This window comes from Cellulomonas sp. PhB143 (genome assembly GCF_003752595.1).
Taxonomy (GTDB): Bacteria; Actinomycetota; Actinomycetes; order Actinomycetales; family Cellulomonadaceae; genus Paraoerskovia.
Window position 1 is genome coordinate 558,291 of the sequence record NZ_RKIJ01000009.1, and the last position, 25,932, is coordinate 584,222.

Sequence of the window (25,932 nt, forward strand, 5' to 3'; positions counted from 1 at the left end):
CGCGCACCACCCACCGCCGAGCGCGTCATCTGTCGGCCGAAACGGCCCGGAGGGCCGACTGATGACGCGTTCGGCGGTGGGGATGGGACTTCCGGCACGCGATCAGCCGACGACGGTCGTGACCAGACGGGTCACCGTCGGTCGTCGGGGGCTCGAGCCGAAGCCGAAGCGCACCGGCGGGTCGACGTCGCGCAGCGCTCCCAGGTCGTCGCCGTCCCAGCGCGCGGACACCTGCAGGACCGCGTGCACATCGGTCGCGCCGTACGACTCCGTGCGCCCGGACCCCGCGCTCCCCCGGGTCCGCACCCCGCGCAGCACCATCCGCGCGACCGGGTCGGTGCACCGCGCGAACGTCGGCGAGGCCGCGAGCGCCGGCGGGACGAGGCGCAGGAGCCTGCCGAGCGCCGTCCGACCTCCCGTGCGCACCTCCGCCTCCAGCGGCCCCGCGCGCACGAGGAGGCGACCGGGATGCACGAGCCGCGAGACGTCGTCGGCCACCCGCCCCCGTCCGGCGGTGGCGGGGACGACACGCACGCCGGTCTCGACGACCTCGTCGAACACGTACGTGCCCGCGACGAATCCGGCAACGTGCGGCGGGGCGAGCAGGACCCGGTGGCCGTCGGGGCGCTCGACCATCACGTCGGCGAAGGCCCCGAACGGCGACGACGCCCAGCGGCCGACGACGACCCGCGTCCCGGACACCGTCCCGAACGCGAGGATCTCGCCGTCGAACCTGCGGGTCTGCGCCATGCGCCGGAGTCTGCCCCACCGGCGCGGGGCAGGCTCGCCCGGCCGCCGGGCACCTCAGCCGGTAAGCGTCGCGACGGCGAACACCCGGCGGAACTCGAGCACGGTCCCGTACGCCTCGGGCGGGTACGCGGTCGCGAGCCGCCGGCGCAGCTCCTCCTGGAAGGGCGGCCGCAGGTCCGCCGGCAACGCGTCCAGCACCGGCCGTGCGCCCGTCCCGACCAGCCACCGGTAGACGGCGTCGTCACCGGCGAGGACGTGCAGGTACGTCGTCTCCCAGGCGTCGACGCGGCGCCCGGGGCCGGCGAGCGCCTCGAGGTACTCGACCGGGTCATGGTCGCGCGGGCGAGGCTCGGGAGCGGACGTCGCGTACGGCTCCTCGTCCGCGAGCGCGCGCAGCGTCCGGTGGCTGGGCGCATCGTGGTTGCCCGGCACCTGGAGCGCGAGCGTCCCGCCCGGGGCGAGCGCGTCGAGGAACCCGGGAAGCAGGTCGAGGTGCCCGGGGACCCACTGGAGCGCGGCGTTGGTGACGATCAGGTCGGGGCGGCCGGGGACCGGCGTCGTGCGCAGGTCCCCCTGCACGTAGGTGCCCGAGGGGTCCGTCGCGCGGGCCGCGGCGATCATCTCCGGCGAGGAGTCGATGCCGGTGAGGGCGACGCCGGGCCACCGCTCGCGCACCGGCGCTGCGAGGTTGCCGGCGCCGCAGCCGAGGTCCACGACGGCGCGCGGGTTCCCCGGGACGCGGGCGAGGAGGTCGAGGAACGGGCGCGAACGTTCGGCGTCGAACTGCAGGTAGGTGGTCGGGTCCCAGCTCGGCACGGCGTGCTCCTTCACTGTTGTCAGCTCTCTCGATGTCACCCAGGTGCCGATCGGCGTCCGGCCGAACGCGCCATCAGTCGGTCCTCCGGGCCGTTTCGGCCGACAGATGGCGCGCTCGGCGGTGGTGCATGTGCGTGCGGTGCCCGACGCCGTCGCTCACCCGGGCTTGCGGGCCTCCACCAGGTGACGGGTGGAGTGGGCGACGAACGGGCCGTCGGCCTCGATCCGGGAGTGCAGCTCGCGCAGGCGCGCCTCGTGGGCCTCGACGGTGAAGCCCGGGACCATCCACACCACCTTGCGCAGGAAGTGGACGACGGCGCCGACGTCGAGGAACTCGATGCGCAGCCGCGCCGTGCGCAGGTCGACGATCTCGAGGCCGGCCGCGCAGGCCGCCGCCGCCTCGTCGTCGGGGTGGCGGCCGCGGCGGGCCTCGGGCTGCGGGCCGAGGAAGTGCTCGACGAGCTCGAACACGCTCGCCGGTCCGACGTGCTGGGCCAGGTACGTGCCGCCGGGCCGGAGCACGCGGTGGATCTCCGCCCACCACGGCACGACGGGATGGCGGCTCGTCACGAGGTCGAACGCGTCGTCGCCGAACGGCAGCGGCGGCTCGTCGTGGTCCGCGACGACCGCGACGCCCCGCGGGTGCAGGCGCGCGGTCGCCTCCGCGACGTTCGGCGGCCAGGACTCCGTGGCGGCCATGAGGCGCGGCAGCCGCTCCGCCGCCGCGAGCACCTCGCCGCCGCCCGTCTGCAGGTCCAGCGCGGCGCCGACGCCCGGGTCGCCGAGGCGCGCGGCCATGAGACGCGCATAGCCCCACGGGGGGCGCTCCTCCGTCGCGCGGCCCTCGAACCACGAGAAGTCCCAGCCCTCGGTCGGGGCAGCCACCGCCTCGGCGACCAGCGCGTCGAACGAGCGTCGCGGCGGGCGGGGAGCTGCGTCGTCGGGCATGCCGCCATCCTCGCGCGCCCCGTCCCGCCGCCGCACACGAATTCGATGCCGGCGCGCGAGCTCGATGCCGCCGGGGTCGAACTCGCGCCGCAGGATCGACCCCGCGGACCGTGACCCTCGCAGACCGTGACGGACGCGTAACAATCGCCGCCTATCGTGGTCGGCAGCGATCCGACCAGCGAGCAGAGCCCGAGGACCACCCCGCATGAGCCAGACCGTCACGACCGCAGAGCGCAGCACCGCAGCCGCGCCGTCCTCCCGACGCTCGCTCGTCGGGATGGTGGCCGCCGTCGCCGCGCTGCACGTGCTCGGCTGGGGCGTGCTGCTCCTCGTCGTGGTGCCGCAGCACTTCGCGATCGCCTCCGGCGGGGTGTTCACCGCGGCGCTCGGGGTCAGCGCCTACCTGCTCGGGGTACGCCACGCCGTCGACGCCGACCACATCGCCGTCATCGACAACACGACCCGCAAGCTCGTCGGCGAGGGCCGGCCCGCACAGACGACGGGGCTCTGGTTCTCGCTCGGGCACTCGTCCGTGGTGCTCGCCGCGGCGGTCGCGATCGCCGCGGGCGCGCGCTGGGTCGTCGACGCCGTGCACGACGGCGACAGCACCGGCGCGACGACGCTCGGGGTCGTCGGCACCATCGCCGCGGGCGCGTTCCTGCTGTTCCTCACGGTGACGAACGTCGTCACGATCGTCCGGCTCGTGCGCGCGCAGCGCGCCGTCCGCGCCGGGGACGTGCTCGACGAGGAGGCGCTCGAGCGCCACCTCGCCCGGCGCGGCACCCTCGCGGTGCTCCTCACCCGCCTCGCCCGGCGGGTGTCGCGGCCCCGTCACCTGTACCCGGTCGGCCTGCTCATGGGGCTCGGCTTCGACACGGCGACGCAGGTCGCGCTCCTGGTGCTCGCCGCCGGAGCGACGAGCGCGGGCCTGCCCTGGTACGCCCTCGTCGTCCTGCCAGTGCTCTTCGCCGCGGGGATGAGCCTCGTCGACTCCGCCGACGGCGCGCTCATGGCCCGCGCCTACCGCTGGGCCCTCGTGACGCCGGAGCGCAAGCTCCGCTACAACCTCGTCGTGACCACGGTCTCGGTCCTGGCGGCCGGGACGATCGGCGTCGTCGTGCTCGCCGGCCTCGCCGCCCAGACGTGGGGCGTCACCACCGGCCCGGTCGCCGCGGTCGCCGGCATCGACCTCGAGTACGCGGGCCTCGCGCTCATGGGCCTGCTGCTCGCCGTGTGGGTCGCCGCCCTCGTGTGGTGGCGGGCGGCTCGCCGCCGCGCCTGAGCGCGCGCGGGCGCCGGAGCGCGGACGTCAGGCCTGGAGCGTGACGATCGGGTCGCTCGTCGGCTGCTCCGACCCGCCCGCCGGCTCGAGCGTCATCGCCACGACCTCGCCGGCCGCCGCGCTGACGAGGGCCTGCGAGGAGTCGTCGGACGTGTCGAGCAGGCCCGCCGACGTGATGTCGTCGCCGGCGACGATCCACAGCTGATAGTCCTGGTCGTCGCTCGCCGCCGGCAGGTCGGACGCCGTGAACAGGACGTCGTCGCCCGAGACCAGCGCGCTCGCCTCGCCGCCGCCGGTCACCTGGCTCGTCACGAGCCGTGCGTCCGGGTCGGCGAGCATCTGCGCGACCCGGTCCGACTGGGCCTGCAGCTGCGACTGCTCCTGGCGCGCCTGGACGGCGACCGTCGTCGGGATCGCGACGGCGACCACGGCCGCGGCCGCGACGGCGACCACGCTCCAGCGGCGACGTCGTCGGGCACGCTCGATCGGGACGACGTCGGCGGGCCGGCCCTGGTCCGCGGCCGGCGCCGGTGCCTCCGCCGGCACGTCCCCCGTGATCGCGGCGATCGTCGCCGCGCGCAGCCCGGGCGGCGGCTCGGTGTCGACGACGAACGCCCCCACCGTCTCGCGGAACTCGTCCAGCGCGCGGCGGGCTTCGCCGTCGGCGTCCAGGAGCCGCTCGACCTGGCGCCGCTCGAGGTCGTCGACCGCGTCGAGCGCGTAGGCGGGCAGGAGGTCCCAGCCTTCGCCCGGGTCGCGCAGGTCGCGGACGTCGCCCCGCCCCCCGGAGGTCCGGTCAGCCATGGTTCACCCCCAGGCAGTCGCGCAGGCGGATGAGCCCGTCGCGGATGCGGGACTTCACGGTCGGCAGCGCCGCGCCCAGATCCTCGGACACCTCGCGGTAGGTGCGCTCCCCGTAGTACGCGCGCACCACGGCCTCGCGCTGGGTCTCGGTCAGCGACTCCAGGCAGTCGCGGACGGCGGCGCGCTCGAACCGGCCGTCCACCGTCTCGGCGACCGTGTCGCGCTCGCGCCCGACGACGCTCGCGTCCAGGTCCTTCTGGTCCCGCGCCCGCCGCGACTGCTCGGAGCGGACGCGGTCGATGGCGCGCCGGCGGGTCATCGTGATCGCCCAGGTACGCGCGGACGCACGGGTCGCGTCGAACCGCGCTGCCGTCTGCCACACCTCGACCATCACCTCCTGCGTCACCTCGGCCGCGTGGTCCCGGTCGCGCAGCACCGCCAGGGCGGCACCGAAGACGCTCGGCGACAACGCGTCGTACACCGGGCCGAACGCGTCGGAGTCACCCTCGGCGCACGCCGCGAGCGCGGCGTCCAGCGCGTCGGGCTCGCTCGTCCTCACGTGTGGCACGGGCCCAGTCTGCCTCAGGCCGGACACCGATGGTTCGAGGCCGGGGCGGTGGCGGATGGGTCGTGTCGTCAACGGCAGTCGACGGTGGCGTAGCCCACGCGCGTCGTGGCCGTGCGTGCCTCGCCGTCGACCGTGCCCGACGCCGTGACCGTCACCTCGCCCGGGGGCAGGGCCGGCCGGCGCGCGTTCAGCGCCGCGGAGGCGGACGTGCCCGGGCGCACCGTGCGCTCGGCGGGCGTGCCGTAGTCCGTGGCGATCCCGATCCGCAGCGCCCCGTCCTCGCCGTTGGTCGCGCGCACCGCCAGGTAGGCGTTGCCGCCGACGCAGCGCGGGACGACGGTCGTGTCCACCGCGAGCGCCGGGTCGACCGGGTCCACCGGGTCCGACGCGGCCGCGTTCATCAGCGCCAGGGCGCTGCTCTGGCACCCGACGCCGGTGGCGCCGGCGGGACCGGACCACGAGATGCCGTACTGGTCGAAGGCGTTGCGCGCCTGGGCGTGGGCGGTGTCGGCGTTGTGCGCCAGGTAGGCCGCGTACGGCTGCCCGTCCAGGGCGCCGTCGAGGTCGACGAGCCCGCGCACCGCGGCCGCCTTGAACGTCGCGCCGTCGCCGGCGCAGGTGTCCCAGCCCTCGGCCGGGTCACGCAGCACCCCGCCCGACGTCGTCAGCGCACCCGGCGCGGTCGTCGCGTCCGCGACGTCGCGGGCCGTGCCGAGGAGCGCCGCGTCGCCGGTCGCCGCGTGCAGGCCGACGAGGCCCGAGACCAGGACGCCCTGGTTGTAGGTGAACGTCGTGCCGCCCGGCGTGCAGGCGGGCGCCGTGACGCCGTCGGCCACCAGGTCGTCGTCACCCAGGAGACCGCTGCCGCGGAACCAGTCCCACTCCGCGGTGGCGCGCGCCAGGTACGCCGTGTCGCCCGCCACCCGCTCGTGCAGCAGGGCGTTGACCTGGAGGTACAGGCTGTTGGCGATGGCGGCCTTGTAGTCGCCGCCGACCTTCCAGACGACGCCCCCGCCGCACCGCTCGTCCCAGGCGTCGTGCATGTGCTCGGCCGCGGCGCGCGCGGTGTCGAGGTAGCGCTGCTCGCCCGTGAGGTCGTAGGCGTCGATCCACGCGACCGCCCACCAGCCCGTGTCGTCGACGTACTCGTTGCGGAACTGGCCGCCCTGCGCGTCGACGTTCGCGTCGTAGGTGCGGGCGATCGCGTACTCGTAGCTGCCCATGCCCGCCACGTCGGCGTTCTCGATGACCGCCGAGAGCGCGACGGCCGACGGCCACCACTGGTCGTGGTGGAACAGCCCGGTCTCGTTGTCGTAGGTCGCCATCATCGCGGTCGCTGCCGCCGTCGTGCGGTTGCCCGCGTTCCAGGTCGTGCGCGCCCAGGCGGTGCAGCCCGCCTGCCCGGCGACGCTCGCGCACGCGCGCAGCGCGCCGACCCGCTTGGTGGTCCAGTCGTCGTTGTTGTACATCAGCGTCCGTGCGCCCGACGCGCCGTCGGGCACGGTCGTGGCACCGAGCCGCGCGCCGTCCGCCCAGGTCTCGCCGCCGTCGAACGACCGGTCCAGCCACACCTCGTCGCCCGCCGCGGCGCCGTCGACCGACGCCCAGCCCATCGGGTCGGAGTCGCTCACGCGGAGCGTCACGGTCCGCCCGGCGACCGTGGCCGAGACGGGCGCGCGCTCGTCCGGTGCGAGCGACGCGTCGCGCCCGTCGCAGTGCAGGTTGCAGATCTCGGGCGCCGCCGGCTCGGCAGCGCCGCCCGCGGCCCAGGACCCCGCCGCGGGGACGAGCGTCGCGGCGACCGCGAGGGCCGACGCCGCGGCGGCGGCCCGGAGCGAGCGACCGCGAACCGATCGGCGGACGGAGAGACTGACGGACATGGCACACCCCTGCGGCTCGTCGACCCGGCACCGTTGCCGGCGGTCGCCGCAAGCCTGGCCGATGACAGCGCTGTCCGCAACGGCAGGGACTGCGCGCTGCCGATCCGCACCACGCGGCCCCGACGGCGAGCACGGGGTTGCCGTCTCGCGAGCACGGGGTTGCCGCCGGATCAGCACACCTGATCGGGCGGCAACCCCGTGGTCGGCGGAGAGGGGAGGGGGGAAGGGCGGGCGGGTCAGCGCGCCCGGCGCGCCCGGACCGAGGCCGCGAGCACGTCGAGCAGCTCCGCCGTCGTGTCCCAGTCCATGCACGCGTCCGTGACCGACCTGCCGTACTCCAGCCCCGACGGCGCGGGCGCCTGCGCCCCGGCCACGAGGAACGACTCCATCATCAGGCCCGTCACGCCCTGCTCGCCCTCGGCCAGGCGCGCCGCGACCTCGCGCACGACCTCGGCCTGGCGCACGTGGTCCTTGCCCGAGTTGCCGTGCGAGGCGTCCACGACGAGCCCGTGCTCGACGGCGCCCCCCAGGCCCGAGGTGCGGGCCACGTCGAGCGCGGCGGCGACGTCGTCGGCCCCGTAGTTCGGGCCGCCCCGCCCGCCGCGGAGGATGACGTGGCAGTCCGGGTTGCCGGCGGTCTCGACGGCCGCGGCCCGGCCGGCGGAGTCCATGCCGAAGAAGGTGTGCTCGCTCGCCGCCGTGATGCAGCCGTCGACGGCGATGCGCACGTCGCCGTCCGTCGCGTTCTTGAACCCGACCGGCATCGACAGGCCGGACGCGAGCTGGCGGTGCACCTGGCTCTCCGCGTTGCGCGCGCCGATCGCGCCCCAGGAGACCGCGTCGGCGATGTACTGCGGCGACGTCGGCTCGAGGAACTCGCACGCCGCGGGCACCCCGGCGTCGAGCACGCCGAGCAGCACCTCCCGGGCGAGCCGCAGGCCGTGGTGCACGTCGTGCGAGCCGTCGAGGTGCGGGTCGTTGATCAGGCCCTTCCAGCCGACCGTCGTCCGCGGCTTCTCGAAGTAGACGCGCATGACCACGCACAGGTCGTCGGCGAGCTCGCGGGCGACGGCGGCGAGCCGGCGCGCGTAGTCGAGCGCGGCCTCCGGGTCGTGCACCGAGCAGGGCCCGACGATGACGAGCAGCCGGTCGTCGTCGCCGGCGAGGACGTCGCGGACCTCGCGGCGCGACGTCGTCACGAGGTCCGAGCGGGCGTCGCCGAGCGGAAGGGCGGCCAGCATGTCGGCCGGGGCCGGCAGCGGCGCGAGCGCGTGGATGCGCAGGTCGGAGGTGCCGGTGCGCGGGGCGTAGTCGGGCGTCGAGGTCACGCCGTCCATCGTCGCACCGCGGGCGACGGTCGTCGCCGGCGCATCCGAGGGCTGGGCGGGGGTGGTGGTGCTCATGCGGGGGGCTCCTGGTCTGTGTGGATCGGACGGCGCCGCTCACCGCGTCCGTGCCCGGAGCGGCCCGTCTGAATGACGAAGGGCCCGGACGCGTGTCGCGTCCTGGCCCTGTGCTGGCTCCGGTGGGGTGTGTCGGTCAGGCGCCCGCCCGCTCGGCCCCACCAGGAGCCGGCGTAAAGCGCCAATACCAACGGATGTCCACGGGGGGACCGTAGCACAGCGGCGCCGTAGCCTGAGGCGGTGCCTCACCGTCCGCGCCGCCGCCCCGCCGCGCCCACCCTCCCGGCGTCCGCCGCCGTCGCGTCCCGGTACGACGACGTCGTGCGCACCCTGCGCGCGGCCGGGTGCGTCTTCGCCGAGGACGAGGCGACGGTGCTGCTCGCCTCGGCCGACGACGTCGCGCAGCTGGACGCGACGGTCGCGCAGCGGGTGTCCGGTCTCCCGCTCGAGCAGGTGGTGGGCTGGGCGGAGATCTGCGGCCTGCGCGTCACCGTCGCGCCGGGCGTCTTCGTCCCGCGACGGCGCACCGAGACCCTCGCCCTCGAGGCGTCGCGCCTCGCGACCGTCGCCTCGGACATGGCCCGGGCGGCCGACGGCGTCCCGGTCGTCGTCGACCTCTGCTGCGGGTCCGGGGCGATCGCCCTCGTCGTGGCCCGCGCGCTGGAGGACGCGCGCCCGCCGCGGCCCGTGGAGCTGCACGCGGCCGACGTCGAGCCCGCCGCGGTCGCCTGCGCGCGGGCGAACCTGCGCGCCGTCGGCGGGGCCGTCCACGAGGGCGACCTGTTCGACGCGCTCCCCCGCGACCTCGTCGGCCGCATCGACGTGCTGACCGCGAACGTGCCCTACGTGCCGAGCGACGAGGTCGGCCTCCTCCCGGCGGAGGCCCGGCTGCACGAGCCGCTCGTCACGCTCGACGGCGGCCGCGACGGCCTCGTCCTGCTGCGCCGGGTCGCGGCGACGGCCCCGCGCTGGCTCGCGCCCGGCGGGCACGTGCTCGTCGAGACCAGCGAGCGCCAGCGGTCGGCGGCCGTCGACGCGTTCGACGCCGCCGGGCTGACGACGCGCGTGGTGAGCGACCCCGAGCGGGGCGCGACCGTCGTCGTCGGCACCCTGCCTGCCTGAACCACCGTGCCCTCCTGAACCAGTCCCGCCGGTCTGAGACACCTCATTACTCAGAGCAACGAAGTGAGAGGATCGGGGGCGTGCCCCCTCCCACCCCGCCCGGGCCCGGCACGGCCGCGTCGACGATCTCGACGCTGCGCCGTCTCGGCCCGTTCGTCCGCCCCGCCCGCACCCGGATCGCGCTCGGCGCGCTCGCCGCGCTGCTCGCGAGCCTGAGCGCGCTCGCGATCCCGCGCGTCCTCGAGCGCATCGTCGACGGCCCGCTGGCCGGCGGCGTCGCGACCGGCGACCGCACGGGCCTGTACGTGGGGACCGCGGCCGTGCTCGCGTTCGGCCTGCTCGAGGCCGCGTTCATCGCCGCGCGCCGCCGCCTCGTGCTCGTCCCCTCGACCGAGGTCGAGAAGGCCATGCGCATGCGGCTGTTCGCGCACCTGCAGGACCTGGAGGTCGCGTTCCACGACCGGTGGTCGGGCGGTCAGCTGCTCTCGCGCTCGATGAGCGACATCAACCTGCTGCGCCGCTGGATCGCGTTCGGCATCGTCATGCTCGTGGTCGACGCCGTCACGCTCGTCGTCGGCACGGGCCTGCTCCTCGCGACGAGCGTCCCGCTCGGGCTGATCTACCTGGCCGGCGCGGTCCCGGTGACGGTCATGGCGTTCCGCTTCTCGCGCCGGTTCCGGGCCGTGGCGCGGCTGTCGCAGGACCAGGCGGGCGACCTCGCGACGAACGTCGAGGAGTCGGTGCACGGGATCCGGGTGCTCAAGGCGTTCGGCCGCGGGCGCGACGCGATGGCCGGCTTCACCGCCCGCGCCACCACGCTGCGCGAGACCGAGATCCGCAAGGCACGCATCCTGTCCACCTTGCAGGGCTCGTTCACCGCGATCCCCGACGTCGCGCTCGGGTTCGCCCTGGCGCTGGGGATCTGGCTCGTCTCCGAGGGTGACCTCGGCGTGGGCGCGCTCGCCGCGTTCTTCGCGACGACGGCGGTGCTCGCCGCGCCCGTGATCGACCTCGGCATGCTGCTGTCGATGACGCTCAACGCGCGCACGGCGCTCGAGCGCTACCTCGAGGTGCTCGACACCCCGGTGGCGGTGACGGACCCCGAGCACCCCGTCCGGCTGACCGACCCGCGCGGGGAGCTCGAGCTGCGCGGCGTGCGGTTCCGCTTCCAGGACGCGACGACGGACGTGCTCGACGGCGTCGACCTCGTCGTGCCCGCCGGCTCGCGCACCGCGCTGGTGGGCCTCACCGGCTCCGGGAAGTCGACCCTCGCGATGCTCGTGCCGCGGCTGTACGACGTCACGGGCGGGCAGGTGCTGGTCGACGGCGTCGACGTGCGCGACCTGACACGCGCCGACCTGCGCACGGTCGTCTCCGTCGCGTTCGAGGACGCGACCCTGTTCTCCGCCTCCGTGCGCGAGAACATCCTGCTCGGTGCGCCCGCGGGCGCCCGCGACGGCGCGGCGGGCGAGGCGGCCCTGGCCCGGGCGATCGACGTCGCCCGCGCCGGGTTCGTGCACGACCTGCCCGACGGCGTCGAGACGACCATCGGCGAGGAGGGCCTGAGCCTGTCCGGCGGCCAGCGCCAGCGCCTCGCGCTCGCCCGCGCCATCGCGGCCGAGCCCCGGATCCTCGTGCTCGACGACCCGCTCTCCGCGCTCGACGTGGAGACCGAGGCCGCGATCCAGGCGCGCCTGGACGTCGAGCTCGCCGGGATCACGACCCTCGTCGTCGCGCACCGGCCCTCCACCGTGGCGCTCGCCGACCGGGTCGCCGTCCTCGAGGACGGGCGCATCACCGCGGTCGGGACGCACAGCGACCTGCTCGCCACCCACCCCTCCTACCGGCATCTCATCTCCACGCTCGACGCCGAGCAGCAGGACGACGACGCCCGGCACACCGACCCGGCCGAACCGGGCATCCTGCGCAGCAGCGCCCCCGCCGCCGACGGCAGGGCCAGCACCGGCGGAGGGAGGACCCGATGACGACCGCCCGGCACTCCCCCACCCAGGACGAGGACGACGCCGACCTCGGCCGCGACGAGCACCGCGCCGAGCGCCGGCGCTCCCTCGCGCTCCTCGGCTCGCTGCTCGCGCCCCAGCGCCGGTGGCTGGCGCTCGGCGCCGTCCTCGTCGTGCTGTCCACCGCGTCGCAGGTCGCGGGCCCGGCGCTCGTCGCGGTCGCCATCGACCGCAGCCTGCCCGCGCTGCGCGACGGGGACGCGAGCGGCATCCTCATGGTCGGCATCGGCTACGTGCTGCTCGCCGTGCTCGCCGGCGTCACCTACGCGGCGTACGTGCGCACGGCCGCCCGCGTCTCGCAGGCGATCCTGCTCGACCTGCGCCGCCGCGTGTTCGCCCAGACCCAGCGCCTCAGCCTGGAGTTCCACGAGCGGTACACGTCGGGACGCATCATCTCGCGCCAGACCTCCGACCTCGAGGCGCTGCGCGAGCTGCTCGACTCCGGGCTCACCGGGATCGTCTCGGGCGTGCTGCTCATGACGTTCACGGGTGTCTCGCTGTTCCTGCTCGACTGGCGCAGCGGCCTGGTGCTCGCCGTCGCGGTGCTGCCCGCCGCCGCGCTGACCCGCTGGTACCAGAACCGGTCCGCACGCCACTACCGGCGCACGCGGACGACGTCGGCCCGCCTGATCGTGTCGTTCGTCGAGACGATGACGGGGATGCGCGCCGTCCAGGCGTTCCGCCGCGAGCGCCCCAACGAGGCGACGTACGAGGCGCTGGCCGAGGACTACCGCGACGCCAACACCCGCGCGATCCTGCTCAACGGCACGTTCGACCCGGGCCTGGTGCTCATCGGCAACGTGACGCTGACGGTCGCGCTGCTCGTCGGCGGGCTGCGCGTGCTCGGGGGGACGCTCGCCGTCGGCGTGCTGCTCGCCGCCCTGCTGTACACGAAGCGGTTCTTCGGGCCCGTGCAGCAGATCGGGATGTTCTACAACTCGTTCCAGTCGGCGTCGGCCGCGCTGGAGAAGATCTCCGGGCTGCTCGCCGAGCGCACGACGGTCGCGCCGCCGTCGGACCCGGTGCCGCTGCCCGCGCACGTGGCCGGGGAGATCCGGTTCGACGGCGTCGAGTTCTCCTACGTCTCCGGGCGGCCCGTGCTGCCGAGGACGGACCTGACGATCCCCGCCGGGCAGACCGTCGCGCTCGTCGGGGCGACCGGCGCGGGCAAGTCGACGCTCGCCAAGCTCGTGACGCGCTTCTACGACGTGACGCAGGGCCGGCTGACGCTCGACGGCACCGACCTGCGCGACGCGGAGCCGACGGCGCTGCGCCGCGCCGTCGTCATGGTCACCCAGGAGGCGTACCTGTTCTCCGGGACGGTGCGCGAGAACATCCTCATCGGGCGGCCCGACGCGAGCTTCGAGGACGTCGAGCGCGCCGCGCGGGCGGTGGGCGCCCACGAGTTCGTCATGGCCATGCCCGACGGCTACGACACCGACGTGAACAAGCGCGGCGGCCGTGTCTCGGCCGGGCAGCGCCAGCTGCTCTCGTTCGCGCGCGCGTTCCTCGCCGACCCGGCGGTGCTGGTGCTCGACGAGGCGACGTCGTCCCTCGACATCCCCGGCGAGCGCCTCGTCCAGCGGGGGCTGCGGACGCTGCTCGCGGACCGGACGGCGATCATCATCGCCCACCGCCTGTCCACGGTCGCCGACGCCGACCGGGTGCTCGTCATGGAGCAGGGCCGGATCGTCGAGGACGGCACACCCGCGGAGCTCGTCGCGGCGGACGGCCACTACGCGTCGCTGCACCGGGCGTGGCGGGACTCGCTGGTCTGAGCGTGCGCCCTCTTCTCGCCGACCACGGGGTTGGCGCCGGGTCAGGGGTGCGGACCCGGCGGCGACCCCGTGCTCGCGGGGCGCCAAGGCCGTGGTCGACGGCGCCTCCGGTGACGGTCGGTAGGCTCGGCGCATGGCGACCCCCGAGTTCATCCTCGCCCTGCGCGAGCGCATCGGGACCGCACCGCTGTGGCTGCCGGGGGTGACCGGCGTCGTCCTGCACGACGACGGACGCATCCTCCTCGGGCGGCGCGTCGACACCGGCGGGTGGGCCCTGGTCAGCGGCATCCTCGAGCCCGGCGAGGACCCCGCCGTCGGGCTCGCGCGCGAGGTCCTCGAGGAGACCGGCGTCGAGGTCACCGTCGACCAGCTCGCGTCCGTGACGGTCACCGACGAGGTCGTCTACCCCAACGGGGACCGCACCCGGTTCCTCGACCTGACGTTCGTGTGCCGGCCGGTCTCCGTGGAGTCCGCCGCGGGCGCGCGCGTGGCCGACGACGAGTCCCTCGAGGTCGCGTGGTTCGAGCTCGACGCGCTGCCCGGCGACCTCACGCCCGAGAACCTCGACCGCCTGCACCACGCGATCCGCGCGGTCACGGAGCCGGAGCGCGGACCGTACTTCGTCCGCTGATCGTCGGCCGAGGCAGCGGCTCAGTCGCGGGCGTACCGCCGCACGAACGCCGCCACGATCCGGCTCGGCACCGAGACGTCCGCCGCGCGCACCCGCGCCGTGACCTCCGCCGCGGTCTCCGCCGGGAAGTAGCCGTACTCCTTGTAGACCTCGATCCGCTCGGCGATCCCGTCGGCGTCGAGCTCGGGGTGGAACTGCGTCGCGTACTGGTTCTCGCCGACCCGGAACATCTGCACGGGGCACGTCGCCGAGGACGCGAGCAGGACGGCGTGGTCCGGCAGCGTCCGGCATGCCTCCTTGTGGCCCACGAACGCGGAGAACGACGCCGGCAGGCCGGCCAGCAGCGGGTCCGCGCGGCCGTCGTCGGTCACCTCGACGGTGACGGGGCCGACCTCCTCGCCGTAGTGCTCGTCGATCACCGCACCCTGGTGCAGCCCCAGCGTCCCGACGCCGTAGCAGGCGCCGAGGAACGGGAAGTCGCGTCCGACGACGTCGTCCAGCAGCGGCTCGAGCTCCGCCTCGACGCGGCGCTGGGTCTCGGACTTCTCCGCGTCGGGCGTGCTCGCGTTGAACGGGCTGCCGCCGACGAGGACGCCCGAGTAGTCGTCGAGGTCGATCGGCGGCAACGGCCCGGCCTCCATCCGCACGCGGTGCAGCTGGTGCGGCTCGAGGCCGCCGAAGCGCAGGAACGCGTCCCGCTCGCCCACGGCCGCGACCTCCTCGGCGCGCGAGGCCAGCAGCAGGAAGGGCTTCATGCCGGTGAGCGTAGGTCGACGCCGCGCGGCTCGCCCGCGGCCGCAGGCCCGCTCACCGGGCGGCGCGCCCAGTAGGAGGCGAGCAACGAGCCGGAGAGGTTGTGCCACACGGAGAAGAGCGCGGCGGGCAGCGCCGCGGCGGGGCTGAAGTAGGTGGTCGCGAGGCTCGCGGCCAGGCCGGAGTTCTGCATCCCGACCTCGACGCTCACCGCACGGCGCGCCGTCTCGTCCAGCCGGGCCAGGGTCGCTGCGCCGTACCCGAGGGCCAGCCCGAGGCCGTTGTGCAGGATGACCGCGAGCGCCACGAGCAGCCCGGTGCTGAGCACCGCGTCGGCGTTCGCGCCCACGATGGCAGCAACGACGAGAACGATCCCGAGCACGGACACCAGCGGCAGGTACGGCAGCAGGTAGCGCTCGACGATCCCTCCCGCGAAGGCGCGGACCAGCAGCCCCGCGACCACGGGGACCAGCACGACCTGCACGATCGACGTCACGAGCGAGCCGTAGCTGACGTCCAGCGCAGACCCGGCGAGCCAGAGCACGATCGCGGGGGTGAGCAGGGGCGCAAGCAGGGTGGACACGGCGGTGAGCGCCACCGACAGGGCGGTGTCACCCTTCGCGAGGTAGACGATGACGTTGGACGCCGTGCCGCCGGGGGCCGCACCCACGAGGATCATGCCGATCATCGCCTGGCCGTCGAGCCCGAAGAGATGCCCGATCCCCCACGCCAGGAACGGCATGATCGTGAACTGGCAGACGACGCCGACGAGCACCGCCCACGGTCGGCGCGCCACCAGCACGAAGTCCGAGCCCCGCAGCGTGAGGCCCATGCCGAACATGATGATCCCGAGCAGCAGGGGGACCTGGCTCGCCAGGGGTGCGAGCTGGTCGGGGGCCACGAGCCCCGCCACTCCCCCGAGCAGCACCAGCACCGCGAACCACCGACCGACCGACTCCGCCACTCTGCGCATGATCGGCACGCTACCGCCGGGATCGGAAGCCTCGGTTCGGCCGACCACGAGGCGGACATCCGACGCGCGGCTCGCCCGTCCGGCGTCAGGCCGTCGCGACGCCCTCCGCCTCGGCGGCCTCCGCCGTCTCCAGCTCGGCAAGGTCGGCCGCGACCAGCTCGGCGATCTGCACCGCGTTGAGCGCCGCGCCCTTGCGCAGGTTGTCGTTGGCGACGAACAGCACGAGGCCGCGCCCGCCGGGCACCGACCGGTCCTGGCGCACCCGCCCGACGAGCGAGGGGTCCGCGCCGGCCGCGGCGAGCGGCGTCGGGACGTCGACCAGCGCGACCCCGGGCGCCGCGGCGAGCAGCTCGCGGGCGCGCGCAGGCGTGATCGGCTCCGCGAACTCGGCGTGGATCGCCAGCGAGTGCCCCGTGAACACGGGCACGCGGACGCAGGTCCCGGACACCGCGAGGTCCGGCAGCCCGAGGATCTTGCGCGACTCGTTGCGCAGCTTCTGCTCCTCGTCGGTCTCCTCGGAGCCGTCGTCCACGATCGATCCGGCGAGCGGCAGCACGTTGAACGCGATCGGCGCGACGTACTTCACGGGGTCCGGGAAGGTGACCGCCGCGCCGTCGTGCACCAGACCCAGCGTGTCCTGCCCGACGGCGGCCCGCGCCTGGTCGTCGAGCTCCCTCGCCCCGGCGAGGCCCGAGCCGGAGACGGCCTGGTAGGTCGCGACGATCAGGCGCTCGAGCCCGGCCTCGTCGGCCAGCGGCCGCAGCACCGGCATGGCGGCCATCGTGGTGCAGTTGGGGTTCGCGACGATGCCCTTGCCGGCCTCGCGGACCGCCTCCGGGTTGACCTCGGAGACGACCAGCGGGACCTCGGGGTCGAGGCGCCAGGCGGAGGAGTTGTCGATGACGAGCGCGCCCGCGTCGGCGAACCGCGGCGCGTGCTCCGTCGAGGTGGCGCCGCCGGCCGAGAAGAGCGCGACGTCGATGCCGGCGAGGTCCTCCGTGGCGGTCGCCGCGACGTCCTCCACGACGACGTCGACCCCGCGGAAGGCGATCGTGGTGCCGGCGGACCGCGCGGAGGCGAAGAAGCGGATGGTCGCGACGGGGTAGTCGCGCTCGTCGAGCAGGCGGCGCATGACGGCGCCGACCTGACCGGTGGCGCCGACGACCGCGACGTGCACGCCCTCGGGGGCGACGAACGCGCTCATCGCCCGGTCCCCGCGTACACGACGGCCTCGGCCTCGGCGTCCAGCTCGAACGCGGTGTGCACGGCGCGCACGGCCTCGTCGAGGGAGTCCGCGCGGGTGACCACCGAGATGCGGATCTCGGACGTCGTGATCATCTCGATGTTGATGTTCGCGTCGCGCAGCGCGCCGAAGAACCGGGCCGAGACGCCGGGGTTGGACTTCATGCCCGCGCCCACCAGCGAGAGCTTGCCGATCTGGTCGTCGATCTCGAGGGAGCCGAAGCGCACGTCGGGCTGCAGGGCCTCCAGGGCGCGGGTCGCCGTGGCGGCCTGCTCGGCGGGCAGCGTGAACGAGATGTCCGTCAGGCCGGTGGCCGCCGCGGAGACGTTCTGCACGATCATGTCGATGTCGACGCCGGCCGCGGCGACCGCCTCGAAGAGGGTGGCGGCGCTGCCGGGGACGTCCGGGACGTCGACGACGGTGATCTTGGCCTCGCTGCGGTCGTGCGCAACGCCGGAGATGATCGGGGCTTCCATGGACTCTCCCTGGTCGGGGTCGCTCGGGTTGGTGTGCGGGTCGGTGTACGTGCCGAGCAGGCCGGGCACGGCGGGCGCCGGGCTGTCCGCGTCGAGCACGAGCGTGCCGGGCTTGCCGGAGAACGACGACCGCACGTGGATGGGGACGTCATAGCGGCGCGCGTACTCGACGCAGCGCAGCACGAGCACCTTCGCGCCCGACGCCGCCATCTCCAGCATCTCCTCGTAGGAGATCCGGTCGATCTTGCGGGCCGTAGGGACGATGCGCGGGTCGGCCGTGAAGACGCCGTCAACGTCGGTGTAGATCTCGCAGACGTCGGCGCCGAGGCCCGCCGCGAGGGCGACCGCGGTCGTGTCCGAGCCGCCGCGGCCGAGGGTCGTCACGTCGTTGGACTCGGGGTTGACGCCCTGGAACCCGGCGACGATCGCGACCGAGCCCTTCTCGAGCGTGGCCCGGACCCGGCTGGGCACGACGTCGACGATGCGCGCCTTGCCGTGCACGGCGTCCGTGATCAGGCCGGCCTGCTGGCCCGTGAACGACTTGGCCCGCACGCCCAGGTTGTTGATCGCCATCGCGAGCAGCGACATCGAGATGCGCTCGCCCGCGGTCAGGAGGATGTCCATCTCCCGCTGCGGCGGCAGGGGCGTGACCTGCTGGGCGAGGTCGATGAGCTCGTCCGTCGTGTCGCCCATCGCGGAGACCACCGCGACGACGTCGTTGCCGGCCCGCTTCGCCTCGGCGATGCGCTTGGCCACCCGCTTGATGCTGGCTGCGTCGGACACCGACGAGCCGCCGAACTTCTGTACCACCAGTGCCACTGCACGCTCCGTCTGTCGCCGGCCTCCGTCTCTCTCAACGGCCCGCCGGAAATGTGGGGACGAGTGAAGCGTACGCGCGGCCCGGACGCCCGACGACGTCCCGTCCGGATCGCGGGATCAGCCCGTGACCTCGACGACGACGTCGTGGCCCAGCTTGACGATCAGCACCCCCACGACGACGACGAAGACGACGCGGACGAACCCGCTGCCCTTGGCCACCGCCATCCGCGCCCCGAGGTATCCGCCGCACAGGTTCGCGGCGCCCACCACGAGCCCCAGGCCCCAGAGCACCGCGCCGTAGGGCACGAAGAAGATCAGGGCGCCGAGGTTGGTCGCGAAGTTGACGATCTTCGCCAGCGCCGACGCGGGCAGGAACGCGTACCCGAGGACGCTCACGAGCGAGATGACGAGGAACGTCCCGGTGCCCGGGCCGAGCAGCCCGTCGTACGCCCCGATGACCAGGCCGATGCCGGCGGCCGCCCAGCGATGACCGTTGCCGGACCAGCGCAGGCTGCTCGTGCGCCCGAGGCTCGGGCGGGCCACCGTGTAGACCGCGACCCCGATGAGGACCACCAGGATGATCGGCGTGAACCACGCGGCGGGGATCCGCGAGGCGAGCGCGGCCCCGCCGAAGGCGCCCACCAGAGCGGTCGCCGCCATCGGCCCGGCCGTGCGCATGTCCGGGTGCACGCGGCGGTAGTACGTTGCCGCCGAGACGGACGTGCCCATGATCCCGGCGAGCTTGTTCGTGGCGAGCGCCTGCACGGGGCTGATCCCCGGGACCAGCAGCAGCGCCGGGAGCTGGACGAGCCCTCCCCCGCCCACGACGGCGTCGATCCAGCCCGCCGCGAACCCCGCCACCACGAGCAGCGCGATCGTCAGTCCGTCGAGCTCGAGGCCCCCGGTGCCCGGGAGGGCCGCTGCCACGGGGAGGGGGTCGAGGTGCACCCCGCTTTCGTACCACGGGCGGCGCGGCCGGGCGGCCCGCGTCGTTACGTGGTTGTGACATTTCGGGCCTATGCGCGCCCGGCCCTGGCCTGTACTTTTTGCTCACCATCACTGCCAGGTTTCTTTCAGGCAGGGCTGGGGCCCGCCCGATGGGGGTGTGGGTTTCGGTTCTGCCGCGCGCACTCGTGCGGTCTGTTCGAAGGTGATGGACCTGTCCCAGCGCACGGTCTCCTCGTCGACGTTCGCGTTGCCGGACGGGACGTGGCAGACCGCGACGGCGATGTCTCCGGTATGGGTGCGTACCGGTGGGGACGGGACCTCGGAGGACGACTGGGCGGCGTTGGACGCGCACCTGACCGCGGGCAAGGACGGGATGCTGCGCCCGGTCGCGCACCCCGGCGACGTGCAGATCTCCGGGGCGCAGCGGGCGGGTGCCGATGGCGTCTCGGTGGTCGCGTCGCTGACGGATCCCGCCACGGGGGTGCGCTCGGATCTGACCTGGCCCGGGGACCTGCCGGCCCCGACCGTCACCGGCCCGCGCGCGGTGTTTGCGGACCTCGAGCCGGGCATGGACATGGTCGTCGATGTCACCGGCGCCGGCGTCGAGCAGTTCTTCGTGCTCGACCAGGCCCCGAAGGACCCGGCCGCGCTGGACATCCCGCTCGGGGTGGCCGCGCAGCACACGACCGCGGACGCTGACGGTGGCGTGTCGTTCGTGAAGAAGGCGGCGAAGAAGACCACGGTCGTGGCGCAGGTGGCGGCTGCGCAGATGTGGGACGCGACATACGACTCACAGCTCGCGCACCCGGTGACCGAGGCCTGGGACGAGGCCGGCGACCCGGCGCTGTGGGGTGTGGACGACCCAGCAGTGAAGGCTTCGGTCGAGAAGACCCCGGCGCCGAAGGGCTCGTCACCGACCGCCGCCTCGGACGCGGTGTTCGACCTGGGCGTCGTGGACCCGGTCCCGACCGAGGTGGCCGTCGATGGCGACGCCGCGGACGTGACCTTGAGCCCCGGTGCGGGCTTCCTCGCGGGCGCGGACACCGTGTACCCGGTCGTGATCGACCCGTCGGTGAGCCTGGCCCTGCCGTACGACACGTATGTGCAGTCGGACATGACGTCTGACCGCTCGCAGGAGACCGAGCTGCGGGTAGGTACCTTCGACGGCGGCACGACGAAGGCGCGCTCGTTCATGAACGTCACGCTGACCCCGATCCACGGGCAGCAGATCACCTCAGCGTCGTTGAAGCTGTGGCAGTACCACTCGTACTCGTGCACCCCCCGGTCCTGGCAGGTCCAGGACACCGGGCTGGTCGATAAGGACACCCGCTGGACCCATCAGCCGACGTGGACGTCAAAGGTGTGGGCGACGTCGTCGGACACCCGGGGGTATTCCTCGGCGTGCGCGGGCGGGTGGTCCACCGTCGACATCACCTCCCTGGCGCAGGCGTGGGCTGACTCGTCGGTCACGACGAACGCGATCGGTGTGCGGGCGACGTCCGAGACCGACTCCTACGGCTGGAAGCGGTTCAACTCCACGAACGCCGCCTCGGGCAAGCCGACGATCGTCGTGAACTACAACCGCCCGCCGGCGACGCCGTCGTCCGCGACGCACGCGGCGGGTCAGTACGCCTGGTACCCGAGCTCGACGGCCTCCGACCGTGTGCTCTACGTCAAGACGCTGAACCCCAAGTTCAACGCGACCGTCACCGACCCGGACGGCGGCGACGTCAAGGCGCTGATGGACCTCTCGCAGGGCACGACCGCGGTGTGGAACAAGGTCGCCGGCACCAGCGTCGCCAGCGGTGGCAGCTCAGCCATCGGCGCCGGTGGCGCGGCCCTGACGAACGGCAAGGCCTACACCGGCAAGGTGTGGGCCTCGGACGGGTCGCTGACCTCACCGGCGTCGAAGGCGATCACCGGCTTCACGATCGACACGAGCGCACCGTCGACGCCCTCGGTCACCGCGACCGGCTACACGAACGGGCAGTGGAAGGACACCAAGCCCTCGTCGAACACGTTCACGCTGACCTCCACCAGCAGCGACGTCGTCACGTTCGAGTACCGGCTCGACGCCGCGACGACGTGGACCGCGGTGCCCGCGACCGGCACGACGCCGACCGCCAGCTTGGCGTGGAATCCGACCAACGGCGCGCACACCCTCACGGTCCGCGCGATCGACAAGGCCGCCTGGCCCTCGGCGCAGAAGACGTTCAGCTTCGGTGCCGGTGGTGCGGTCCTGGTCAGCCCCGTCCAGGGCATCAAGTCGACCGACTCGTTCGCGATCAGCGCGAACGCACCGCAGGCCGCCTCGGGGACCGTGACGGCGTCGGTGTACTCCCGTCCCGCGGGCACGGCCAACGACGCGGCATACGACCCCGTCCTGGGAACCACCCGGGGCTGGGACCTGGACGCCTCGACCGAGGCGAGCACGACGATCGCCAAGGACGGCGCCGCATGGGTCAAGACCGAGTTCTCCGGTGCGGGCGCAGCGAGCGCGCTCGGCAAGGACCGCGTCCCGGTGACCTTGGACGTGCAGGTGTGCTTCACCTACACCGCACCCGCCGTCGTGCGATGCACCTGGAACAACTCCCAGACAGCCAAGACCCCGACGGTCACGCGCGTCCCGCACGCCTTCGGTGACAGCTTCCCAACCGCGGACGCCGGCCCCGGACAGGTGGCCCTGTGGACTGGTGAGTTCAACACCTCCGCCACGGACGTCACCGTCCCCGGGTACGTGGGCGACCTGTCGGTCTCGCGCTCGTACTCGAGCCTCGCCGGCCCGGACGACGCCTCGGTGTTCGGCAAGGGCTGGTCGGCGTCGTTCGACGGCACCGACACCGGCATCGCCGGGTACGAGGTCGTGGACAACACCGACGTCGACGGCACCTTCGCGCTGGTCGACGACGAGGGCGGCGCACTGATCTACCGTCAGCCCGGCAACGGGCACGTGCTGATGAAGACCGGGACCTATACGGCGTTCGACGAGGACACCAAAGCCACCGGCGCGACCCTGCGACTGACCGGCTCTGGAAGCGCGGCACGGTTGACGTTCACCGAGGACGACGGCACCGTCACGATGTTCTCCCCGCTGTCCTCCGCGGCGAACACGGACCGCGAATGGGTCGCGAACTCGGTCAGCGAACCCGCCTCGAGCGGGGCGACGACGTTCACGCGCAACAGTGCCGGGGACGTCACGCGCATCCTGTCCCCTGCGCCGCCGGACGTGACGTGCAACGCCGCAGGCACCCTGGTGGCCGGGTGCCGCGCCCTGAACATCACCTACACCGCGGGCCGGGTCTCCTCGATCAGCTACGAAGCCTACGACCCCACCAGCGCCGCGATGAAAGCGACGGTCGTGGCCGCCTACACCTACACCAACGGGTTCTTGACCCGGGTCACCGACCCTCGCTCGGGGCGGCACAGCGACTACACCTACGCGGGCGTCTCAGCGTCCGGGCAGCCGCTGCTGGCATCGGTGACCCCGCCGGGCCTCAAGACGATCAGCCTGCGCTACGGGGTGGGGATCTCCGCGCAGGACCCGGCGTCGCTGATCGGCGTCGACCAGGCGAACCTGACCAGCTCGGGGACCACGAGTCTGGCGTCGTTCGCGTACGGTCTGACCCCGGGCGCCGCCGGGGGCGGGCTGCCAGGCCTCAGCGCCGCCGACGTCGCCGTATGGGGCCAGGACGCGGCCCCGACCTACGGCGGCGCGGTCTTCGGACCCGACCACCCGGTCGCCGGAGGCCCCGCCTCGAGCGTCACGGCAGCGGACTGGCCGTACGCGGACCTGCAGTACACCGACGACCAGGGACGCGTGCTCAACACGGCAGCATTCGGTGCCGACGCCTGGCAGCTGGACGCGACCGGTTACGACGACGCAGGCCGCATCGTGCGCACCCTGGACCAGGGCGCGATCGCTCAGATCCGAGCCGCGACCGCCGCCACCGGGCAGCTGTCCGACGGCGCCGTCAACTCCTACGCGACCCTGACCCGCTACAACGACGAGATCAAGGCCAGCGCCTCGGCCGTCGGGCCCGTCGTCGACGGTGCTGCGACGACCGTGGCCAAGGATGCCGTGATCGTCGAGCCCGGCTCGCTCGTGACCGACACGTGGGCGCCGGCCGCGCCGAACGCCGACGGCCTCGAGACCCGCATGCACACCCACACCGACTACGACCAGCAAGCACCCAACCAGGGCGTCAATCCCAAGACCGGTCTCGGCTTCGCCCTGGCGACGACCACCACCACGACCGAGTCGCCGGCCGAGGTGGACCCGCAAGGCCCGGCCGCGACCGGTGAGCCGGTCCTGGACGAGTCACGCACCGGGTACGCCCCGATCGACGGTGCAGACCTGCTTGGTGCGACGTCCGGATGGATCCTCGGGTCAGCGACCACGAGCACCACCGTGGCCGCCAGCGGGAACATCACCACTCGGACGCGGTACGACGGCGAGGGCAGGGTCGTCGAGTCACGCCAGCCGACGTCGAACGGCGCCGACGCTGGAACGACCCTCAGCGGGTACTACACCGCCGCCGCTCAGACCGGGGCGTTCGCCTCCTGCGGGCTGAAGCCGCAGTGGGCAGGCCTGGCCTGCCAGACCCGCACCGCGGACTCGGGCGCCACTCCCGTCCAGACCACCACGGGGTACTCCTACTACCTCGCCCCGACCACGGTCACCGAGACCAAGGGCTCGACGGTCCGCACCACCGCCACGACGTACCTGGCTGACGGGGCGACGAACACCACGGCCACCACCGTGACCGGGCTTGCGTCGTCGACGCCGGCGCCTATGACCAAGACCGAGTACGACCCGGCTACGGGGCTCGCCACGGCCACGGTCTCGCTGAACGGTGCCACGGAGGTCGGACGGATCAGCACCGCCTATGACGCGTGGGGACGGGCGGCCAGCTACACCGACACCGACGGGCAGATCACCACCACGACCTATGACACGGCGGGCCGGGTCGCGCAGGTCCGGGACCCGAAGGGCGTCACGAAGTACAGCTACGACGAGACGATCAACGGCGTGGTGGAACATCGTGGCCTGCCCACCGGGGTGAACCTCAACGGTACCCAGCAGTTCACCGCCACCTACGACGCAGCCGGGAACATCGTCTCGCAGTCAATGCCCGGGCGGATCACCCAGACGAATGCTTACGACCGCGGCGGGCAGCTCGCCGAGCTCTCCTACACCGCGGCCGACACAGCCGGGGCCCAGGTGCCCGTCGCGTCGTGGTCGATCACGTCCACCGCGGAGGGGAAGACCGCCTCGGTCTCGACGAACGTCGGCGCCGACGACAACGGCATCGGACGCGCCCTCGCCTACACCTACGACGAGGCGGACCGACTGACCGGTGTCTCCGACACCCTGGGCGGCCCGGAGAACCCGGACGCGACGTGCGCGAGCAGGTCCTACGGGTTCGACCTGAACGGCAACCGTGTCTCCCAGGCCACCACCACGGGCACGGTGGTCCCGAGTGGTGAGTGTGCGGATACTTCGACCGTGAGCAAGGCCTGGTCCTACGACACCGCGGACCGCGTGCAGTCCGGGGCGACCGTCACCGGCGGCGGGTCTCCTGGCGGTGGGGTGTACGCGTACGACGCGCTCGGCCGCCAGACCACGGTCCCTGCGGTCGACACCCCCGCAGGCACGAACGCCGGTGACCTGAACATCAGCTACTACGACACCGACGCCGCCCGATCGTTGACCCAGGCGGGGACCACGACCACCTACGGGCTCGACGCCGCCGGACGTCGATCGACCTCAACAAGTGTCACCGGGAGCGCCACCACCACCCTGACGCGACACTACGGCGACAGTTCGGACAGCCCCGCATGGGCTCTGGAGGACAACGGCGACCAGATCACCACCACCTGGTATGGAACTTCCGTAGCCGGGGATCTCGGCATCACGACCACCACCGCCGGAAGTGATTCGCCCGTATCGAGAGTCACGCTCGTGGACCCGCACGGAGAAGTCGCGCTGACCATGCCCGCCGACACCCTGACCGCCCCCGCCGTACTGGGCGCGAACTGGTACGACGAGTATGGCAAGGCGCTCACCGCGACGACCGACACCGACGCCATCACTTACGGGGCCTTCGGCGCGAAAGAACGCGCACAAGACACCACCGGCCTCACCCTCATGGGCATGCGACTCTACAATCCCGTCTCTGGCTCCTTCACCTCAATAGACCCCGTCACCGGGGGCAACACCACCGCCTATACCTACCCCCAAGACCCGATCAACCATGCGGACCCATCCGGAAACTTCTTTGTTATCGACGATGCAATCGTCGCCGCACTCGCAGTCATTGCCGCGATCGGGCTATCGATCTACTTTATGTGGTGGTGGAAGACGCATTGCAAATACGGCTGCTCAGTGGCAGTTCGCGCTTCGCACATACCGTTCCCGAACGTGAAGGCCTGGTCAGCAAAGCGATACTCTCAGTCGACATATTATGTGTACGAGATATATCGCGAAAGAGACGGGGCAACCTGGAAATACGGGATCTCTCGAGTAGGTATGTCGCGCGCATACTCCCAGGTGCCCAATTGCGGTCGGAAGTTCGGCGGATCATGCGATGCAAAACGGCGTCTCAAGGTGACTGGATGGTTTGCCGCCCGAATGGGTGAGGCCGGACTCATATATGCGTACGCAGCAAGACACGGACACTGCCCGCCGGGCCAATACTACAGTTGCATCTAAACAAA

General features: G+C 73.2%; 18 protein-coding genes. 6 read left to right on the forward strand and 12 right to left on the reverse strand.

All coding sequences use genetic code 11. The annotated features are described in order from the left end of the window. Positions 1–102: 102 nt before the first annotated feature. The 3 genes from EDF32_RS03925 to EDF32_RS03935 all read right to left on the reverse strand — a co-directional run bounded on the left by EDF32_RS03925 (position 103) and on the right by EDF32_RS03935 (position 2,514). Positions 103–750: a hypothetical protein gene (locus EDF32_RS03925; protein ID WP_123307178.1), complete on the reverse strand. Its 648-nt coding sequence runs from the start codon at positions 748–750 to the stop codon at positions 103–105. Positions 751–804: 54 nt separating this feature from the next. Then, entirely contained in the window at positions 805–1,566 is a 762-nt protein-coding gene (locus tag EDF32_RS03930; protein WP_123307272.1) for a methyltransferase domain-containing protein, read from the reverse strand. Between the two features lie 156 nt (positions 1,567–1,722). Continuing rightward, on the reverse strand, positions 1,723–2,514 hold the full coding sequence (locus tag EDF32_RS03935; RefSeq protein WP_123307179.1) for a class I SAM-dependent methyltransferase: 792 nt from the start codon (positions 2,512–2,514) through the stop codon (positions 1,723–1,725). Between the two features lie 205 nt (positions 2,515–2,719). On the opposite strand from EDF32_RS03935, the gene EDF32_RS03940 reads away from it, so the two are divergent. Continuing rightward, positions 2,720–3,796: a HoxN/HupN/NixA family nickel/cobalt transporter gene (locus tag EDF32_RS03940; RefSeq protein WP_123307180.1), complete on the forward strand. Its 1,077-nt coding sequence runs from the start codon at positions 2,720–2,722 to the stop codon at positions 3,794–3,796. Positions 3,797–3,823: 27 nt separating this feature from the next. Here the strand turns inward: EDF32_RS03940 and EDF32_RS03945 are convergent, their stop codons facing one another. The 4 genes from EDF32_RS03945 to EDF32_RS03960 all read right to left on the reverse strand — a co-directional run bounded on the left by EDF32_RS03945 (position 3,824) and on the right by EDF32_RS03960 (position 8,385). Next, complete coding sequence (locus EDF32_RS03945; RefSeq protein ID WP_123307181.1) at positions 3,824–4,600, reverse strand: anti-sigma factor; 777 nt, start codon at positions 4,598–4,600, stop codon at positions 3,824–3,826. After that, positions 4,593–5,168 carry a sigma-70 family RNA polymerase sigma factor gene (locus EDF32_RS03950; RefSeq protein ID WP_123307182.1) on the reverse strand — a complete coding sequence of 192 codons (576 nt, stop codon included), beginning with the start codon at positions 5,166–5,168 and terminating at the stop codon, positions 4,593–4,595. Before EDF32_RS03950 ends, EDF32_RS03945 begins: the two co-directional genes overlap by 8 nt. A 68-nt stretch (positions 5,169–5,236) precedes the next feature. After that, complete coding sequence (locus tag EDF32_RS03955) at positions 5,237–7,048, reverse strand: glycoside hydrolase family 76 protein (protein WP_123307183.1); 1,812 nt, start codon at positions 7,046–7,048, stop codon at positions 5,237–5,239. A gap of 236 nt (positions 7,049–7,284) precedes the next feature. Further along, on the reverse strand, positions 7,285–8,385 hold the full coding sequence (locus tag EDF32_RS03960; RefSeq protein ID WP_233565688.1) for a 3-deoxy-7-phosphoheptulonate synthase: 1,101 nt from the start codon (positions 8,383–8,385) through the stop codon (positions 7,285–7,287). Between the two features lie 306 nt (positions 8,386–8,691). On the opposite strand from EDF32_RS03960, the gene EDF32_RS03965 reads away from it, so the two are divergent. The 4 genes from EDF32_RS03965 (at position 8,692) to EDF32_RS03980 (ending at position 14,003) form a co-directional block, all read left to right on the forward strand. Next, the gene (locus EDF32_RS03965) at positions 8,692–9,573 is read left to right on the forward strand and encodes a putative protein N(5)-glutamine methyltransferase (protein ID WP_123307185.1); all 882 of its coding nucleotides are present in this window, start codon (positions 8,692–8,694) and stop codon (positions 9,571–9,573) included. An 80-nt stretch (positions 9,574–9,653) separates the two neighbouring features. Further along, on the forward strand, positions 9,654–11,558 hold the full coding sequence (locus EDF32_RS03970; protein ID WP_233565673.1) for an ABC transporter ATP-binding protein: 1,905 nt from the start codon (positions 9,654–9,656) through the stop codon (positions 11,556–11,558). After that, a complete protein-coding gene (locus tag EDF32_RS03975) occupies positions 11,555–13,372 on the forward strand; it encodes an ABC transporter ATP-binding protein (protein WP_123307186.1) in 1,818 nt (605 codons plus the stop codon). Before EDF32_RS03970 ends, EDF32_RS03975 begins: the two co-directional genes overlap by 4 nt. 133 nt (positions 13,373–13,505) lie before the next feature. Continuing rightward, positions 13,506–14,003 (forward strand): NUDIX domain-containing protein, encoded by a 498-nt coding sequence (locus EDF32_RS03980; RefSeq protein WP_123307187.1) that lies wholly within the window; start codon positions 13,506–13,508, stop codon positions 14,001–14,003. A 20-nt stretch (positions 14,004–14,023) separates the two neighbouring features. Here the strand turns inward: EDF32_RS03980 and EDF32_RS03985 are convergent, their stop codons facing one another. The 5 genes from EDF32_RS03985 to EDF32_RS04005 form a co-directional block, all read right to left on the reverse strand. Further along, a complete protein-coding gene (locus EDF32_RS03985) occupies positions 14,024–14,758 on the reverse strand; it encodes a glutamine amidotransferase (protein ID WP_123307188.1) in 735 nt (244 codons plus the stop codon). Continuing rightward, positions 14,755–15,729 carry a bile acid:sodium symporter family protein gene (locus tag EDF32_RS03990; RefSeq protein WP_123307274.1) on the reverse strand — a complete coding sequence of 325 codons (975 nt, stop codon included), beginning with the start codon at positions 15,727–15,729 and terminating at the stop codon, positions 14,755–14,757. Before EDF32_RS03990 ends, EDF32_RS03985 begins: the two co-directional genes overlap by 4 nt. 85 nt (positions 15,730–15,814) lie before the next feature. After that, the gene (locus tag EDF32_RS03995; protein WP_123307189.1) at positions 15,815–16,933 is read right to left on the reverse strand and encodes an aspartate-semialdehyde dehydrogenase; all 1,119 of its coding nucleotides are present in this window, start codon (positions 16,931–16,933) and stop codon (positions 15,815–15,817) included. Next, positions 16,930–18,267: an aspartate kinase gene (locus tag EDF32_RS04000; protein ID WP_123307190.1), complete on the reverse strand. Its 1,338-nt coding sequence runs from the start codon at positions 18,265–18,267 to the stop codon at positions 16,930–16,932. The genes EDF32_RS03995 and EDF32_RS04000 overlap by 4 nt, the downstream gene beginning before the upstream one ends. Positions 18,268–18,384: 117 nt before the next feature. Further along, on the reverse strand, positions 18,385–19,194 hold the full coding sequence (locus tag EDF32_RS04005; protein WP_199734815.1) for a TSUP family transporter: 810 nt from the start codon (positions 19,192–19,194) through the stop codon (positions 18,385–18,387). Between the two features lie 226 nt (positions 19,195–19,420). Between EDF32_RS04005 and EDF32_RS04010 the strand changes: the two genes are divergently transcribed. After that, complete coding sequence (locus EDF32_RS04010; protein ID WP_123307191.1) at positions 19,421–25,927, forward strand: DNRLRE domain-containing protein; 6,507 nt, start codon at positions 19,421–19,423, stop codon at positions 25,925–25,927. The last annotated feature ends 5 nt before the right edge of the window (positions 25,928–25,932 follow it).